The 17,988-nt window shown below is 34.3% G+C and carries 14 protein-coding genes and 1 pseudogene; 8 read left to right on the top strand and 7 right to left on the bottom strand.

The genetic code is table 11. The features are described 5' to 3' along the window. The first annotated feature begins 57 nt into the window (after positions 1–57). The 5 genes from AAGD68_RS00090 to AAGD68_RS00110 all read left to right on the top strand — a co-directional run bounded on the left by AAGD68_RS00090 (position 58) and on the right by AAGD68_RS00110 (position 3,671). Positions 58–528 (top strand): hypothetical protein, encoded by a 471-nt coding sequence (locus AAGD68_RS00090; protein ID WP_264688217.1) that lies wholly within the window; start codon positions 58–60, stop codon positions 526–528. A 118-nt stretch (positions 529–646) separates the two neighbouring features. Next, positions 647–1,234: an L-threonylcarbamoyladenylate synthase gene (locus AAGD68_RS00095; protein WP_253309491.1), complete on the top strand. Its 588-nt coding sequence runs from the start codon at positions 647–649 to the stop codon at positions 1,232–1,234. A 17-nt stretch (positions 1,235–1,251) separates the two neighbouring features. Then, entirely contained in the window at positions 1,252–2,073 is an 822-nt protein-coding gene (locus tag AAGD68_RS00100; RefSeq protein WP_253309490.1) for a DNA polymerase III subunit delta', read from the top strand. Between the two features lie 73 nt (positions 2,074–2,146). After that, positions 2,147–2,941 carry a hypothetical protein gene (locus AAGD68_RS00105; protein WP_341814221.1) on the top strand — a complete coding sequence of 265 codons (795 nt, stop codon included), beginning with the start codon at positions 2,147–2,149 and terminating at the stop codon, positions 2,939–2,941. Between the two features lie 58 nt (positions 2,942–2,999). Then, positions 3,000–3,671: a VirB8/TrbF family protein gene (locus AAGD68_RS00110; RefSeq protein ID WP_253309488.1), complete on the top strand. Its 672-nt coding sequence runs from the start codon at positions 3,000–3,002 to the stop codon at positions 3,669–3,671. On the opposite strand, the gene AAGD68_RS00115 is transcribed toward AAGD68_RS00110, so the two are convergent. From AAGD68_RS00115 to AAGD68_RS00130, 4 genes and pseudogenes are all read right to left on the bottom strand, one after another. After that, a complete protein-coding gene (locus tag AAGD68_RS00115) occupies positions 3,668–5,164 on the bottom strand; it encodes a proton-conducting transporter membrane subunit (protein WP_253309487.1) in 1,497 nt (498 codons plus the stop codon). The two genes, AAGD68_RS00110 and AAGD68_RS00115, sit on opposite strands and share 4 nt — an antisense overlap. 517 nt (positions 5,165–5,681) lie before the next feature. Further along, positions 5,682–6,053, bottom strand: coding sequence for a holo-[acyl-carrier-protein] synthase (locus AAGD68_RS00120; RefSeq protein ID WP_253309486.1), 372 nt, complete (start codon positions 6,051–6,053; stop codon positions 5,682–5,684). Continuing rightward, on the bottom strand, positions 6,050–7,318 hold the full coding sequence (gene proS / locus AAGD68_RS00125) for a proline--tRNA ligase (RefSeq protein ID WP_264688213.1): 1,269 nt from the start codon (positions 7,316–7,318) through the stop codon (positions 6,050–6,052). The genes AAGD68_RS00120 and proS overlap by 4 nt, the downstream gene beginning before the upstream one ends. A 256-nt stretch (positions 7,319–7,574) precedes the next feature. After that, positions 7,575–8,805 (bottom strand): annotated as a pseudogene (locus AAGD68_RS00130) (IS256-like element ISWpi15 family transposase). A 113-nt stretch (positions 8,806–8,918) separates the two neighbouring features. On the opposite strand from AAGD68_RS00130, the gene AAGD68_RS00135 reads away from it, so the two are divergent. Then, on the top strand, positions 8,919–9,113 hold the full coding sequence (locus AAGD68_RS00135; RefSeq protein ID WP_353281564.1) for a hypothetical protein: 195 nt from the start codon (positions 8,919–8,921) through the stop codon (positions 9,111–9,113). Positions 9,114–9,374: 261 nt separating this feature from the next. Further along, positions 9,375–9,980 (top strand): hypothetical protein, encoded by a 606-nt coding sequence (locus AAGD68_RS00140; protein WP_264688155.1) that lies wholly within the window; start codon positions 9,375–9,377, stop codon positions 9,978–9,980. A 173-nt stretch (positions 9,981–10,153) separates the two neighbouring features. Here AAGD68_RS00140 and AAGD68_RS00145 read toward each other — a convergent pair whose 3' ends face one another. The 3 genes from AAGD68_RS00145 to AAGD68_RS00155 all read right to left on the bottom strand — a co-directional run bounded on the left by AAGD68_RS00145 (position 10,154) and on the right by AAGD68_RS00155 (position 16,056). Then, entirely contained in the window at positions 10,154–11,533 is a 1,380-nt protein-coding gene (locus AAGD68_RS00145) for a hypothetical protein (RefSeq protein WP_265016564.1), read from the bottom strand. Positions 11,534–11,748: 215 nt separating this feature from the next. Beyond that, a complete protein-coding gene (locus AAGD68_RS00150; protein ID WP_341814222.1) occupies positions 11,749–12,774 on the bottom strand; it encodes a hypothetical protein in 1,026 nt (341 codons plus the stop codon). Positions 12,775–13,026: 252 nt separating this feature from the next. After that, entirely contained in the window at positions 13,027–16,056 is a 3,030-nt protein-coding gene (locus AAGD68_RS00155; protein ID WP_265045187.1) for a leucine-rich repeat domain-containing protein, read from the bottom strand. Between the two features lie 667 nt (positions 16,057–16,723). On the opposite strand from AAGD68_RS00155, the gene AAGD68_RS00160 reads away from it, so the two are divergent. Next, a complete protein-coding gene (locus AAGD68_RS00160; protein WP_341814223.1) occupies positions 16,724–17,971 on the top strand; it encodes a hypothetical protein in 1,248 nt (415 codons plus the stop codon). Positions 17,972–17,988: the final 17 nt, after the last annotated feature.

Below are 17,988 nucleotides of genomic sequence, written 5' to 3' on the forward strand. Positions count from 1 at the left end.
CATATGATAGAGTGTAGTAAAAATTTGGGTCCTACAATCTAAAGTTTGGAGATTTTTATGGCAGAAAACAACGACAATAATTCATTTATTAAGCGTTTCACAAACAGGACTCCTGGCGGTACAGGGGAAGGTTTTTCCAGTAAGTATTCGTCTCAAAACACCAAAGAACGGGCATTAGGGGAAAAAGGGGGAATTTCTGAATTAGCAAACAAAAAAACCGAATCCAAGGAAGCTTTTTCTGAAAGTGGCGGCATAAAAAGTAAAAGCAGAACTGTCAATGAAAGATCTTTTGCTGATGCAACAAAAAGAAGTAGGTCAGATCTTATATATTTAGTCCGTGGTAAAGATCGTGGAAAATCAGCGTGGCATTATGTATTAGTTGATAAAGAGAAAAGAGAAATGTTTCTAGCAAAAAGCAGAACTGGCTCTATAGATGTTGCAGACTATGGAGAGATTTTGTATTCAGGATGGGGAGAGGATCCACCACAGGCAATAGTTGATAAAGTCAATGAAGAGTTTGGGTTGTAGCAAGTCTGCATAACAAATGGTAAGCTGCGTTGCATTGCGTTCACAAAAACTAGCAGTTACTATATAAGATACAATGCAACAAAACTGATCTAGTTGTTATGAATAAGTTTTTAGCTATATGGTATCTAAAATAATAAATGCAATACAGAACAACTTGTTAGTGTGTTTTCCAACAGAAACAGTGTATGCTCTTGCTTGTAATGCATTAAATAATGAATCTATAGGAAAAATATATCAGATAAAGAAACGCTCTCAAAATAAACCACTGTCTATATTTGTTAGTGATATTTGCAGCTTGATGAGAATAGCAAAGCTAGAGAAAAAGTATATTGGTTTAGTAAATCACTTTTCTCCTGGACCGATTACCTATATTTTACCACTTAAAAACAATAATATATTGCCAAACGAATTCTTTAAAGATAGTATAGGCATCAGAATCCCTGAGCATCCTATTGCAATTTCAATACTAAACAAACTGAAAGTTCCAATAGTTGCAACTAGTATAAATATTTCAGGAGAAAAAAGTGTATGTAAGGCAGACGATATACCACAATCCATTAAGCAACATTTATCTGCAGTGATTGAAGATGATGAATTAGTTTCTGGTATAGAATCTACTATTATTGACTTAACCGAAGATAAGATTAAGGTTTTAAGGGAAGGTGCAATTTTATTACAAACAGTAACCAATGCATTTTCAAACTAAGATCTATAGGAGAAAGAATGAAAAAAGTAATAGGTCACAACCAGGCCAAAAAAAAATTAATGAACAACTTATCTGTTCAGTCTTGGCTGATCTGTGGTAAAAAAGGTATAGGAAAAGCAACACTTGCAAAATCCTTCTCCAATTGGTTACTCATAAAAAGCTATAATGAAGTAGCATTGGACTTACACATTGTTGAAGGTGATACTATCGGAATAGAAAAAGTCAGAGAAATGAAAAACTTTCTACACTTAAGTCCCATTCAATCAGAACACAAAATAGCTATAATAGATAGCTTAGAGGCAATGACTAATAACGCTAAAAACGCAATATTGAAAATATTAGAAGAGCCGCCAAAAAATTCTAAGATATTTATAATTAGCCATAAGCCATATGATATACAAACTACTATCCAGTGTAGGTGCTTTCAGCTAAATTTACTTCCATTAACTTATGACGAAACAAAGCAAGTTGCTTCATCTCAATGTAAATTTGATGATCAAACGTTTGACGAAATGATTACTTTATTTCCTGGAATGCCAGGAATGATAATAAATGCAATAAGTAGTGATGCTTATGAAGCATACAAATGCTTTTATAAATTTCTTCATGATTTAAAGAATCCCAATATGATTAATAAAGTAATTAATAGCGAAATCGAACTAGAACTAGCATCATATATAATTCAGGCCTTCATTTTAGAAAGCATAAAGAGAGAGGTAAATGGTGTTGAAATTTTACTAGGTCAGTGGAAAAAAATAGATGAACTTTTCGTTGTTGCTAAGCAACTTCACTTAGATAAAAAGCATGTTTTAGCTAATGTAGTTAATATCATGACATAAGTTTACAAAGTATAATACTTTTAACATAAATTCATGATAAAATTCTGTTAATTTAATACTCGAAGTATATAATTTGACTGATAATAAATTAACTGTATGGCAATCAATAGAAGTTTTGACGAAAGCCATACTAAACATGCAGAAAGAATTAAGTTCAATCAAGAATATAGCTTTAGACCAGGACGTCACCTTAGAAAAAGGAAAGGAGTTGTTAAGCGGCATTTATGAAGCAAATTTTAAGCTAAACAAGGCAATCAATATAGCTACTTTGCCAAAAATTGGCTATCATATGCTAAATGGTGAGCTTGTTGTACGTAATCATATCACGGAAGAGGAAGTAAAGATTCCTAGAGATTTTCATTACCTTAAAGTCGTTAAATCCGATCATGATGATTATAAATTAACGTTTTGTAATTTTTTAGGTAATGAGTTCTTTGAATATAAAAAGTATGATCCACAATATTCTGGCGTTTCAGATGAATATAAGTTTGTGGATTTTGGTAGTGTAAAAAAGACTCATAATATAAAATTTAAGGAATACGTTGGTCATGCACCTAAGTTTTTTGCTGCAGAAGGGCCTATTGAGCCTGGATCTCAAAACCATGCAATTGATCTATTTGAGCTAGTCAAAAGTGGTAAAGGTAGCAAAGTGGGAACCCTCGCTGATGAATTTGGTTATTTTGATGATCAAAATAAATTACATTATTATAATTATCACAAAAGTGCTGAAAGTAATATTTACAATCCTGAAAATTTCAGTGTAAAAATGATCAATGTAGATGTGAGCAAAATCGATAAATTCTACCTTATTGCGGAACAAGGTGATATAATCATTCATCCTATTTTGGAAAATTTAGACATATTTTAAAGTTTTTTAGAGTATCTAATCTTATTGTTATTATAATTGGGTTTGGTAGCATTGTGTTATGGAAGATAAATTGCTTGAATCAGTAAAAAACAAAAGTTATTTCAGTAAAGCAGTCGAATGGTACTGCCATAGGTATCTGTTTTGTGTAGCAGAAAGATCTTGGATGGCATTAATAGTATCGCTTCTCCTAGTATGCTTATGTTTATTAATATTAAACATATACCTGTTATTTCCTGTTAAAAAAGATTTAAATTTTGTGAAGTACATGAACCACACAGAAGATGAGTTCTCTGCAATGCATAAGCTTAGTTTCAGTAAAAAGGAAGATGAATACACTTCCACAGCGAGGTACTTAATAAGTAAATACATTGAAATATACGAGTCCATTAAGATCGTTGAACCGAAGTACCAAGAAAATTTTATAAGAAACAATTCTATACATAAAATCTATCAAGGCTTTCAGGAAAAAACGAACAATGAAGCTGTTAGTTCACCTTCATCCAAAAGAAAAACTGCCAACATAAATGTAATAACATTATCTATTGATCGATCGACCAAGGACTTAGTTACATTTGCTGGAAATGCTACTGTAGTTTTTACAACCGAGCAAAATAAGGAGGTGAAAGATCATACTGTGGAGATTAGCTTCACTTTGTCGAGTATAAAAGCAACTCTGGCTGGTATAATACCATTTAAATTTATTGTTAATGGTTATAAATACAGATTTTAAAATATTACTTGGTAGCTAAAAAAAATAACTAAAGTGCATGTAGCAGTAATAACTGGAGGTAAAACTAGAAGAATTGGCGTTTTTTTAATAAAGTAATTCTGAGAAGGTTTTAAGAAAAAGGCATTGTAAATTATCGGTAAAAAGTACAGAGCGTTAAGTATAGTACTAACAATTAACACTAGAGTTACAAACACAGAAAGTATTACATTGCCAGAGTTGAAAACAGCTTGAAAAATGAGAAATTTACCCCAAAAAGTCGGAGCAGGTGGCACCCCTATCATAGACAATGCACCTATAGCAAATGCTGTCATGTTAATTGGCATACTGCGTCCTATACCGTGAATCTTATCTATATATTTCTCACCTGTTTTCGTTATTATTGCTCCGGCAATGAAAAACAAAGTGATTTTTGCAAATGCGTGGCAAACTAATTGAAAAATTGCAACCCTCATGCTGAGCTCACTAAAAATTGAAGCAAATAATATAATATACGACAATTGAGAGATGGTAGAGTAAGCAAGCAATTTCTTTAATTCTTTTTGCTTTAATGCAATCAATGATGCAGTAATAATAGTAAATCCAGCAGCGTACGGAAGCCACCCTCCAGCAAACCAATTTTGCTGCACAAAACGTTGTATGTTATCGACGCCGAAAGTGTATAATATAACTTTTATGATGATGAAAACTCCGGATTTCACAACAGCAACAGCATGTAATAGTGCACTCACAGGAGTTGGTGCAACCATTGCTTTTGGTAACCAAAAATGCATTGGCATTAATGCAGCTTTTCCTATTCCATAAATCAGCATAGCAAAACACACTGCAATGAAAGTGATGAGTGAAGTATCAAATTTGAATATTCCACCACTTACAAAGTCTAAAGTATGAAATTCATTATATAAAAGGCCTATTGCAGGAAAAAATAATACTAAAGAAGAGAAAAATAGCACGCCAAAGTAATAGCGCCCTGCAATCATTGATTCATTTGTTGAGTTGTAAGTAACCAGAGGGTATGTACTAATAGTTAGAAGCTCATAAAAAACAAATGTAGTGAGCAAATCTCCAGAAAAAGCAATAAACATTGCACAGCTAATCGATATTGAAAAAAAGCATAGAAAACTTGAGTGATTGCCATCAGCATAGTTATTCTGCATATAACATATTGCATATATACTGGTTAGTATCCATAAAAACGATATTAATAAACTGAATATTACTCCGGTAGACTCTAGCTTTAAACTAATGTGCAAATTATTACCAAAATCCATAAGAATAAATTGAGAATGATCACCATATACCCAATATAAAGTGCACAGACACGTATACGTAAACAGAAGTACAGAAGAAATGACAGTAATACTATTGTTCACTCCGGGCCATTTACCAGTAAAAAAGATAACAAAAGCACTTAAAAGCGGAATCAACGCAGTAATTAATAAGTAATTCTCAGTAATTGAAAATGGTAAGGAAAGATACATTAAGATATAGTCCATTAAATTTTCTGTTTAGGTAAAGCTAGAATTATACTCAAATCATAGAAAAACCGCCATGTTTTTTTGGCAAACTAGTTGTTTGTGTATGCTATAGCTATACCGCCGCGGTATCTCTAGATCCCGCTAACACGTAGCGGGATGACGAATTTGTCGTTACGTCATCCCGCGATTCATTCGCGGTATCTCATCCGCTAACTAGTAGCGGGATATGAGGTTATCGTCATACCGCTGCGAACCGTCATACCGTGATTTATTCACGGTATCTCTTAGCATAGATCCCGCTAACACGTAGCGGTATGACGAACTTGTCGTTACGTCATACCGCGATTCATTCGCGGCATCTCATCCGCTAACACGTAGCGGGATGACAAGCTTATCGTCATGCCACCGCGAACCGTCATACCGCCGCGGCGCTAACTAGTAGCGGAATGACGGTTTTTCAAATTGTCGGTAAACCTAAGTCAGTTTAGCTATATAGATAGCATAAAGTCAACTGCATAAATTGAAACAATATCTGCTAGACGCAAATTATAACAAATGCAGTAGCGTAATCTCCATCGTCACTCAGAGAAAGATGAATCTTGTAGTCCTTTGAGATGAAATCCTTTCTGACAGCAATATATGGTTTTCCTCTTACATCGCTGTATATTTCTATATCTTTCATTATAATGCCCTGGCTAAATCCAGTACCTCGTGCTTTAACAAAAGCTTCTTTTGCTGCAAAGCGTTTGGCAAAATACCTTGCTCGCATTTCTTGACTATTATACTTTCTACTTAGCTCTATTTCTTTTTCAGTGTAGATTCTATTGAGAAATTTTTCCCCGTATTTTTGTAATATTCTCAATACTCTTGGTATATATACTATGTCAGTGCCGATACCGCGTATCATTTTGTGCTAAAGCGATTTATTGCTTCCTCAATCTGCATTTCTTTTACCTCTCCAGTTGCTCTATTTTTTACTTCAACTATATTTTCATCTATTGCCTTTTTTCCAACAATTATTTGCCACGGCAAGCCTATCAGATCCATTCTAGAAAATTTTACTCCTATACTTCTTTCCGTATCATCGTAAAGCACTTCATCACTTTTCAAAGCTTTGTATATTTTATCTGCAGCCTCCGTTACTTTCGTTTGTAAATTGATTAAACCAATTCTGAAAGGAGCTACCGCTTCTGGCCAGATAATTCCCTTATCATCATGAAAAGCTTCTATTATTGCACCGACAAGCCTTGAAACCCCAATGCCATACGAACCCATATGCATGTTGACATTTTTTCCATCTTGAGAAGTAACACTTGCCTTCATAGGCTTTGAGTATTTGTCGCCAAAATAAAAAATATGCCCTATTTCAATACCTTTACTAACATTTAACTGCTCTTGCGGCACAAGGCAAGTTTTAGGGTCGTGCATATCATCTGCAACTGCATATATATTCTTCAAACTTTCAACATCTTCACTTTCCAGTAGTTCAGAAAATTTATTGTCATAATATAAAGTGCTCTCACCAGTGTTTGCCAATATATGAAACTCGTGGCTCAAATTTCCTCCAATTGGCCCAGTGTCCGCTCTCACTCCAATTGGAGTAAGTCCCATGCGTTTGAAGATTTTTATGTAAGTTTTGTACATCAAATTATATGAATTCAGTGCACCTTCGTAATCTACATCAAAACTGTATGCATCCTTCATCAGAAATTCCCTACCCCTCATAACACCATAACGTGGTCTTACCTCATCACGGAATTTCCACTGGATATGATACAAACAAAGTGGCAAATCTTTGTAACTTTTTACCACATCTCTAATTAGATCAGTTGCTACCTCCTCATGCGTTGGACCGAAAAGCATATCTTCCTCATGCCTATCCCTTATACGTAGCATTTCCTTACCGTAATCATCGTAACGTCCCGATTCTCGCCAAAGATTTGCTGGTTGCACACAAGGCATTAATGCTTCAATTGCACCAGATTTATCCATTTCATCTCTGATAATATCTTCAATATTCTTAAGCACGCGCAGACCAAGCGGCAACCACGTATAGATGCCAGATGCTATCTGCTTTATTAAACCTGCACGTAAAGAATATTGATGGGAGATAATTTTAGCATGGGTAGGCTTTTCCTTTAGAGTTGGTAGGTAATATTTGGATAAACGCATATAATAGACCTGATTGTATTAAGTAATCTTAATACAATCAGACCTGTAGGTAAACTTATTTTGAAAAAGAAGGGAAGTGTGTGGTACTTCCCTTGATAATTTTATAGCTACCGTGGTCTTGGTACAACATTTTCATTCCGCTAACAAGTAGCGGGATGACGATTGTCAGGGTGTCATCCCAGCGCCCCTATGATGTCATCCCAGTGCCCAGACACCTTAGACGGGAGTGTTAAATAAACTGTGTCAAACCGCATTTTTAGTTCAACTCAATTTTCAATCTGCCAGGAAAGAAAACATCAAGTTGAGAGATAGTTAATGCCCAATCATGTACAGGCATCGTCCACTTTTCCTCTGCCTTCTTTATAGCACAATATACCTGCTTATGCAAGGCATTTATGCTGGTAAATGAGCCTTTGGTCTTAGTGAATTTCCTAATTTGCCTATGTAGCCCCTCTATGGGATTGGTGGTGTAGATTATCCTCCTAACTGGACCAGAATACTTAAAATAACCAGACAAGTTTTCCCAATTATTCTGCCAAGATTTTATAACCATAGGGTACTTTGTGCCCCATTTTTCATCCAATTCCAACAGATAATTCTCGGCAATTTCCTTGCTTGAAGCTTGATATACCTTCTTTAAATCGCTCAAAAAACTCTTCGCATCTTTACTGGCCACATACTTCAGTGAGTTGCGTATCTGATGCACTATACACATCTGCACTTCCGCATTAGGAAAGACACTGTTTATAGCTGCAGGAAAGCTTTTCAGCCCATCAACGCAGGCAATAAGGATATCTTCTACTCCTCTTTCTTTGAGGTCATTTAGCACTCCCAACCAGAAGTTAGCTCCTTCACTTTCAGCCAAATAAAAACCTAATACTTCTTTTTTGCCATTTTGATCTATGCCTAATATGTTATACATGCATTTACTTACGCAATGCCCGTCCTCTTTGACTTTAAAAAACCATGAAAACTATCGGATATACAGACTGCAGCGGGCGACTACGCCATTCGTTGATTACTGGTAGCAATTTGTCAGTAATACTTGATATCTCTGCCACCGATATTTTGTGATCATAAATTTCCTCAACATGTGACACTATATCTCTATAGCCCATACCACTGGCAAATGTGCTCAAAATCTTCGTTTCAAGCTCTGGATGTAAGTTTGTTTGCCTTTTTTTGACTATTTGTGGTTCGAAACTTCCTTCCCTATCTCTTGGCGTCAAAAGTTCAAATGACCCTGCGCTTGTACGTAAAGTCTTTGCATTCCTCCCATTTCTTCGATTATTCTCTTCGCTTTCAGCCGACAAGTGGTTTTCTATTTCACCTTCCAGGCTTACCTCCAGCAACTTTTTTATAAACGGTGTTAATGCTCCATCTCTTCCTGTCAACGGTCTTCCTTCTCGTATAGACGACAGGATATTTGTTTCTAATTCTTTATAATCTACCAAACCGGTAGTTCTGTTTACTACTTTCTGACTCATTGTCAAACCTCCATTTTTTTATATCAATTTATTACTTTTTTTTCGGTTTGACACAGTTTATTTAACACTCCCTAAGTAAAAAAAGTCGAATATGTAAAATAGGATCTGAGCGTATTCGCAAAGCTCTTTATATGCCAGCTATAGTAGCCAAGAATCATAATTCTCACTTTCAAAAGTTTTGCCAACGTTTAGAAAGTAGAGGAAAATGCCCAATGGTTATAATTGTTGCGCTGATGAGAAAACTAATGCATGTATTTTTTGGTATTCTTAAAAACAATCAACCATTCAATGGTGGTTTAGTTAAGTGACTCATTGACATGAGAAAGTTGCTTACCTTTTCTAACTCTTTGACCAGAGATAGTAGAGTTTTTACTGAGAAATGTAACAAATAGGTCAGCTTCCCTAAATTAGTGTAGCTGTGCGTCCGCACAAACTTAAAGCACAGCTACACTAATCAATGGAATTTAAATTCGGTTTAAAAAGTTTTTTAAAATTACTATTGACATGAAAGACAGTATCTGGAGAAGTTTTATGATCTTAATTTATAAAAACAATAGGAGAAAAACATTATGAGAACACCGAAAAAAATATGGAAAAGTATTGCTAAAAAATTCAAAAATAGCGCTGCCGCAAAAGAACAAGAGCCAAGTGTTTCTAGCAGCACAGAAAAGAGAAGAAGGCAAAAAATTTTAGAAGATATTCCTAGCATAAAAACGACCATAGAACAGCAAACCACACCTACAACCAAAACTACTACAGCTAAAGATGAAAATAGTAAGGAAGTGCGTGAAGTATGTAAATATGGTGTAACAAATAAAGATACTACTCACGTAATTGATAAAGCTACAGAAACTGACACAAAATTATGTAATATAAATAGTGAAGATCTTCAACCTATAAGTGAAAGCAGCGAAAAAGCGCAAATAGAAACTACTGTAGAGCCAACTTCCGAACCATGTTTTGATAGTAGATTTAGCAATTCTGTAGACGAAAAAAACAAACCGTTAACGCAACAAAGGCAAGCAATCCTGGCTGGTGTTGTTGGTGCGGTGTTATTGGTAAGTTGTGTTGCATCTTATCTACTGATTGAATATTCCAAAGTACACGTTATAGCGGTAGTTGGAGGGATTGTTGGGTTGGTTTGTATGGGTTTTGCGTTGTGTATAATGCTCTAAAGCCTGGCACAAAGCTAGAAAAAGTGGAAGACATAGAACAACTGGATCTACAGAATCTTAAAGCTAGTGGTATGATTGAAAGACCATAAATATCAAGTAATTTTTCAAACAAGATAATTTCTTTAGAAAAACTCCTAAGCTATTAATTTAATATCACCATAGGGATCTCCACCCTATAAATGGCCTACTGTTTGACTTGAAGCTTCCTTCTTTTTCGGCGAGTCTAAACTACCAATCGGACTCACAAGAGTAGACGGAACGCCTGATTCTTTCACTACACAATCTGATTGTTTAATAGTTTCAGCTAACTCTATAGGTATACCACCGTTTCTTTCAAAACCTCCATCTTTTACAGCTTGTAGAACACTTTTCCCTCCTAAAAAGCAGCTTTCTCCTAAACTTAATTGATCTTTTAATTTATCAAACTTTCCCTGGCTCTTTTCATCGAGCTCTACTTTTATTCTATTACTACCTTCATCCCTAGAACTTAGATAAATACTAATCTTTCCTACCTCAGTAGTAAAAGACATCTCGACGCTGCCTTCTAAGACATCTGTGTAATTTCTTTTTCCTCCTACATTTTCAACTCTTATTATACTTTCTCCAATCTGTAAAATGCCACTTTCTATATTGAAATTTTCATTCACCTTACTATTTATAACCTTTGCAACTTCAACAATACTGTTTTGTGGCCACCTAAAAAAAACAAGATTGTTATCCGTTTCTACTGTTAGATCATCATCTTGAGCTTGTTCATTCTTGTTTACTAAACCTTTATATGCTATACTTTTTAGTTCTTTCTCAATTTTTCCGCATTCTGCAAAAATAGGTTCATCATTTCCCCACATAACTTCACTTACCATACTATGATCATAAAAATCAGACTCTATTTTTGCACCTGCTGATAATATCTTATTGACAATATTGAATAAAGGTTCTTCACCCTCTGTCCACTCATCTATTGCCTCTTCCTCTTCCTTATAATCTTTATACCGTGATCTAGTAGTAGGCGTTATACGCATAACACTATCAGCATTAGCAATATCAATTATTTTTTTGAACACAAAGTTCGCTACAGTGTACTCATAGCCATCACAGCGTAAATTTAGCTTTATTTTCTTTTTCAAATATTCATCTATTAAATGTTCCATATTCTCCAGGGTAACCTTTGTAGAATTTCTGTGTTCACCTTGGCGAGGCATTTCTACCTTTGCTCTTACTATATTTTCCATCTTTCTATAAAATTCATCAATCAAAACTTTTTCGCTTTCAGTTAACAGCTTTCCTAACCCCATTAAAACTGAGTTTGCTGAAATAAGAGAATTTTCAACAACAGTATTTTTATCTGCAATACCGGACTCATCCCAGTAATCAGAATCATCACTTTGTTCTTGACTTGACGATACTGTACCACTTTCAAGAGTTTGCCGATCAAAATGTTCTGCATACAGTTCTTCAGTAACTGACCCACTAGGTGATTCTTCTGTCTCACTTATTTTGAGATTTATTTTTGCATTAGAAACCTGCTCAGGTTCAAAAATACCTTCAGTCATACACCCCCTCGATAAAGATATTATGTATAATATACATAGCACGGATAAAAGCTAATGCAAGAATAATTTTTCTAACTTTAGTATTCTTGACTTCCACAAACTTCACTGACATTGATGTGCACACCTCTGATCCTGCTATGCTTCTGCTTGTTAATTAGCTATGCCTGCCAGATTAACGACATTACGGTCTGCTGATTACTTCAATATCACTATCGTCAGAATGCAACGAGCTTAGTAACTGAACATGCCGGCACTGATTGCGCTTCACTTAACCTGCTACTTAGATCTGGCTGATCATTAGTTTGATTTGCAGGGCTAGTAGTTGCTTGCTGTGAATCTCTTGCAGCTCTAAATTCCATAAGCTGAGCTCTTATTTCTTCTATTTCTCTTGCCGTGTTTTGCCTTTCTTCTTTTAACTTTTCTATTTCTCTTGCCATATCTTGTCTTTCTTTTCTCAATCTCGTTATTTCGGTTTGGTGCATCTCTTCCATTTCTCTTAATCTATATGCTGTTATTTCAATTTGATATCTCTCTTCTAATTCTCTCACCCTATTTTGACTTTCTTCCATTTCTCTTAATCTTGTTGTTTCAGCTTCACGTCTTTCTTTCAGTTTAGCTAATGCTCCTGCACCATCATCACCAATACTGTTATTATATAAATTAAGTTTAGTAAGATTTGTAAGATTACCGTTAGCTAAGGCCTTTGCACCTTTTTTACCAATATTGTTAGACTGTAAGTTAAGTGAAGTAAGATTTGCAAGATTACCTTTAGCTAAGGTCTCTGCACCTTTTTCACCTATACTATTACCCCTTAAACCAAGTGAAGTAAGATTTGAAAGCTTACCTTTAGCTAAGGCCTTTGCACCTTTTTCACCAATATTGTTAGACTGTAAGTTAAGTGAAGTAAGATTTGAAAGCTTACCTTTAGCTAAGGCCTCTACACCTTTTTCACCAATATTGTTAGACTGTAAGTTAAGTGAAGTAAGATTTGAAAGCTTACCTTTAGCTAAGAACTCTGCACCTTTTTCACCTATACTATTACCCCATAAATTAAGTGAAGTAAGATGTGAAAGATTCCCATTAGCTAAGACCTCTGCACCTTTTTCATCAATATCGCAAAACGGTAAAAAAAGTTTTGTAATGTGTATTTTACTTTGTAAAAAGCCTACCAATTCGCTTATATTTATTGTGGCGTTATATGATACTAAAGCGTCATCTTTGACATATTGAGAAAAGTTCATTTTACCCTCTATATTAATGCTATCATGTAACATACAAGCATACATAACAAATATACCTATACTAACGCTATCGTTAAGATATCCAAACTATAAGTCAACCACTTTTTCACAAAATATTTTAACAAAGATACCATGTCAATTAGTGTCATAACAAATTTGTTTATTTACTTTCCCCAAAAACACGAAAAGGTACGTATATTTGTGAGAACAATTCAAATAAAAGCGGCGTTGTGAAAATAGGCTAATTTTGAACTAAAACTGCAACGTTTTAGAATACCCAGTAGCAAATGCACCAAAAAGCACACTCTTAACAGCAGCACATGTACTTATATCAGAATTCTCTCGTTTCTCTTCACTAACTTTTTCACAAAACTTGCTAATACCATAACCCACCAGTGCGCCAATCACTGCAGCTACAAGCAACACTGCAATAACAGTAGCAACAGAGGTTAAAGCAGCAGCTCCTGCAAGGTATGCTATAGCTACTCCAATAATCATACCACACCCTATTCCTATAGCATAGGCTTTACTGCTTGTTGATTTGAATTTTGTTTGTGTACTACCACTTAAACCATTACATACAGATTGTACTCCTATTCGTTGTTCATCATTTTTCTCTTGTATTTGATTTCTAATATCATCTGAAGAAGCAATAGAGCTTTGTGTTAATGGTTGTGATCGATCGTTACTTTCTTCTTCTATTTGTATGCTTGTTGTTTTATTCGATTGCTCTGTAACCTGGTCATTGTCTACACTTTTACCTTGTACAAAATCTTGCATTGCCTTAACTTTACATAACTCATTGATGATAATTACATACTCGTCCACTTTTGGTATACTTCTATCATAATTGGGCAGGAATTCCTGGATACTTGCAGTAAATTCTTGATTGATTTTTGCTAAAACCTTTTGCTGTCCAAGTGAAATTTTCTTAGGTTCTTCGTAATGTACTCCACTCATCATAAAATCGTCTACCAAATTTTCTCCAAATTCTGGATTGTCTTTAGCATATTGAATTAATTTGCCAGCTAAATTTTCTACAAATGGTGTAATATTCTCCTCAGTGATAGAGTTTTGTTGCTTTTCCAGTTTTCTCTCCTTTTCTAAATATTGATCGCACTGCTCCCTTAAGTTTAAATCAATTTGACTTACACTGTTAATAATGTGACTCCATGTACCTTGAATACAGGCATTAATGTTTTCACCAGTGTTTCTACTAATATATGTTGTTGCCGCCTCATATATTTCTTGTAGAAGAACAAATTCTTTCTGCTCTTTCCACGTTTCTTCTATGTTAAAGCCACTAATTTCCTCAAACAGTTTGTTTACTTTATCAGCATCCACATCATTTAATAACTTATGAAACTCTGCTCTATTAGTTATTTGCTTTTGAGAAACATTATCATTCCCAAGCTCTGATTTTATTCTAGATAACTTTTGTTGCACCAGCTCTGGATTCTGGTTCACAAGAGTAACGAGCAATTCTTTTCTTGCCATCAATGGAATAGTGAATCTATCAATTAGCAATTTAATATAACCTATAGATTCAGGTATGGTAACTTTTGCATTATCCCTCGTGTAATCATATTGTAGTTTTCCCCTAGACATTTCTTCAATATATTCACCTTCTTGATCTTTGCTTAAGTATTTTTGCTTCAACACTTCCTCGACTTTTTTAAAGGTTATTTCAATAAATTCTTTATCATCTGGTACAGCTGCATTTTTACGTAATACTTGTTCCATTACAAGTCTTTTTCCATCTTTGGTCAGGCCAAGTAACTTTACTTTCATCTGGTCGTTTTGATATTGCTTAAGTAGTTTAGGCACGTTTTCCATATAAGAAGTTGCAGCTTGTTTTAATTCATTCTCATTAGCATTTATAGATTTTACTAACTTTGCAGTGAAAAAACACGTTTCCTTATTTGCTGCTCTTGCATGGACAGACTGTCTATTTCGTAAAATACCCTGTAACTCAGCATCCCTTTCTAGTTCTGGTTCTTTTTCAGGAATTAAACCATGTTTAAATAAAAATTCTTGCATTTCAGGAGAGTGGGTATAGAAATGAGATAATGTATGCCCTTGTTCATCTTGTGAGTTGATCAAAAAATGGTATTTGTTAGGTTGTGTGAGGATATGCTTAACTATCTTGCCACTATTATCATGTTGGGCTACATTAAAAATCATCTTTTTTACGCCCTTTTTATATGTAACTTGATTGTGAGGACGTGGTTTCAACAGGAAATCACAAAAGATTCTATGTGATATTTCTTTCAAAGAATGAATTAATTTAACTCCGGAATTTTTAATTTCAGCTAGACTTTCTATACCTTCAATACCAATTTCAATTTCACCAAGGCGAAGTTTTTTAAGGTTCTTCAGGCATGAAGACTTAGTTAAAGCCTTTAAACCTTTATCATCAATCCTGTTACCCGATAAATTAAGTGAAGTAAGATTTGTAAATTTAGCTAATTCTTTTACACCTTCACTACCAATCTCGTTACCCGATAAATTAAGTGAAGTAAGCTTTTTAAGTTTAGTTAATTCTTTTAAACCTTTATCATCAATCCTGTTACCCGATAAATTAAGTGAAGTAAGATTTGTAAATTTAGCTAATTCTTTTACACCCCTAACACTAATAAGGCAAGATATTAGAGAAAGTGAAGTAAGATTTGCAAGTTTAGCTAATTCTTTTACACCTTTATCACTAACCTTGTCACTTGATAAATTAAGTGAAGTAAGATTTTTAAGTTGAGCTAATTCTCCTATATCTTTATAACCAATACCGCAATCCACTAGAGAAAGTGAAGTAAGATTTGCAAGTTTAGTTAATTCTTTTACACCTTTATCATCAATCCTGTTACCCGATAAGTTAAGTGAAGTAAGATTTTTAAGTTGAGCTAATTCTTTTACACCTTCATAATCAATCTTGTTACTAGATAAATCAAGTGAAGTAAGATTTTTAAGTTGAGCTAGTTTTTTTACAGCCTTGGTACTAACAGTATATCTGTTATCAACATATCCAGACATTAGAGATGATGGTGTATAAAGCTCAAGTTTAGCTAATCCTCTTGTAACTCCATCATCAATCTTATTGCACAATAAATTAAGCGTTGTAGGCTCAGTTAATTCTTCTACAACTTCACTACCAACATTGCAATTCTTTAAAGAAAGCCTTATAATGTGCGTATTACTTTGTAAAAAGCTTAGCAATCTCCCTATGTCTACCGCAGTAGCGTCCTTTATTATTAAAGAATCATCTTTAACGTATCGATCAAAACTCATTTTACTCTGCTGTTTAATGCTATCATGCAAACATGATATCAGATATTTCAGTAACTTTCAACTATGTTAAAAAATTACGTAAAAGTTTATGAAAATGCTGCTTTCTATAGCGTCACCAAAAATTTTATTATTTACTTTCTTCAAAAAATATAAAAATAGTACGTACCTTTGTGAGAACAATTTAAACAAAAGCGGCGTTGCGAAAATAAAAACGCAAAATTGCTGCAACAAAGTTAGGCAAATCAGTTCGTACCTAAATGTGGCAAAAGTAGGCTAATGTGGCTGGTTTTGCGGTATAGTGGAATTATTATATAGAAAAGTTCGAACGTATTGTTTGGTAGATCAATCGATTCCAAGAAAACTTCTTCTCACGGTTGCTGATTTTGGGTGCTGGAAATGGTTATTTTACTTGAGATCTTAATAATATGTTTTGCTAAATTAATATTAATTTGCTTGCGGAAGAGTTAAGGTAAATTTACAGTAAAAAAAGAACTTAAAAGTAACAATAGATCCTATGTTGACCCTGTTAAGAGGCGTTTGTCAAAAATTACTTCAAGCTAAGAAAATTTTTCGATTAGTAGTTGACAAGTTTTAAAGAAGGAATACTATACTTAAAAGATTATTAATTGAATAAGTAGTTTTACTATATCTTCCAAAAGAGGTGGTTATGTTACGTTCAGATATTCCAAAAGTTTTATTTTCTTGTATTAAAGAAGATGATCCTTATAGAGCATCTAAGCTTTTTCAAATTGAGCGCTGGTGTTATGCAAATTGGGACTTGCACAAAAGGGGTGGTAAAAAGAGGCACAATTTTCTTTCACAAGTGCTATCTAATGAGGATTGTTGGAAGAAAGTAGACAATTTACATAAAGTTAAACTTGATAGGCAGGTGATAGGTAAAAAGCTGATAATGCCAGGAAGTCCCTTTAGTAACTCTAGCTATGAAATTGCCTGTAGGTGCTGCTTAGAGGAAGATATTATTGCTTTATTTGAGGAAAGAAAAAAAAGATTATCAGCTCAAGGTAAAAGTAGTCTGTTGGAGTATGGTCACTTAGTTAAATCTTTAACAAGCGACCTTTTAACAGGTTTTTGGTCACATTTTGTTAGCGGTTACATCTCTAAACTAAATCTAGATGGTCGTCATCCATATGAATATGGACTTAAATGTGCTATAGATTTGAAACAAGCGGAAGCAGTAGAATTCTTCTGGAATAAAATAAAGTCATTACCTGAAGATGAAATGGGCTCACAGAAAAAGGATGAGATCTTCATGAAGACAGCAGTGTATGCAGCAGGTAGTCGTTGTAATAGTTATCCTGAAATATTCGAGTTTTGTTTTAGTCAAATAAGTCCTGATAAATATCCAGAACTTCTAAAAAGAGACTTAGCTGAAAATGGTTATTATGGTAGTTTGAATACACTACAGGGTGCACTTCGCTTTGATAAATTTCAGGAATTATTTGATTGTTTAAAGCCAAATGATGTTCCAGAAGATGATTATAATATCTGGTTAGACATGGAAATCAAAAAACATTCAGAGCCTTATGTAAGTGAAAGTGTAAAGCTTTTTATGCATATGTGGATGAAGGAAGGATTTGATAGCCATCGTGCTTTAGTGATAAGAGAGGAACTAGAGGATAAATCACCTCTTTTCTGTACAGTTTTATTAACACCTTTAGTAGAAAAGGGCTGTATGGAACCAGTATGGGCGTTATTAAATAAAGCTAATTCTGATCAGATTAAAGAGTTTATGTGTTCTAAACAGGCAGGCTACATACGATCTATATTGGAAAAAAGAGATGCTGATTCATTGAATAAGTTTCTAGCATATAGAAAGTCTACAGATGAAGAGTTCACTAGCTTAACTGAAGTTGAATTAAGCAAAGCATGTGAGCAATTAGGGTTAGGCAATTAAGGTATTATAAGGCAATT

Origin of the sequence: Wolbachia endosymbiont (group A) of Machimus atricapillus (genome assembly GCF_964027095.1) — a bacterium.
GTDB lineage: Bacteria > Pseudomonadota > Alphaproteobacteria > Rickettsiales > Anaplasmataceae > Wolbachia.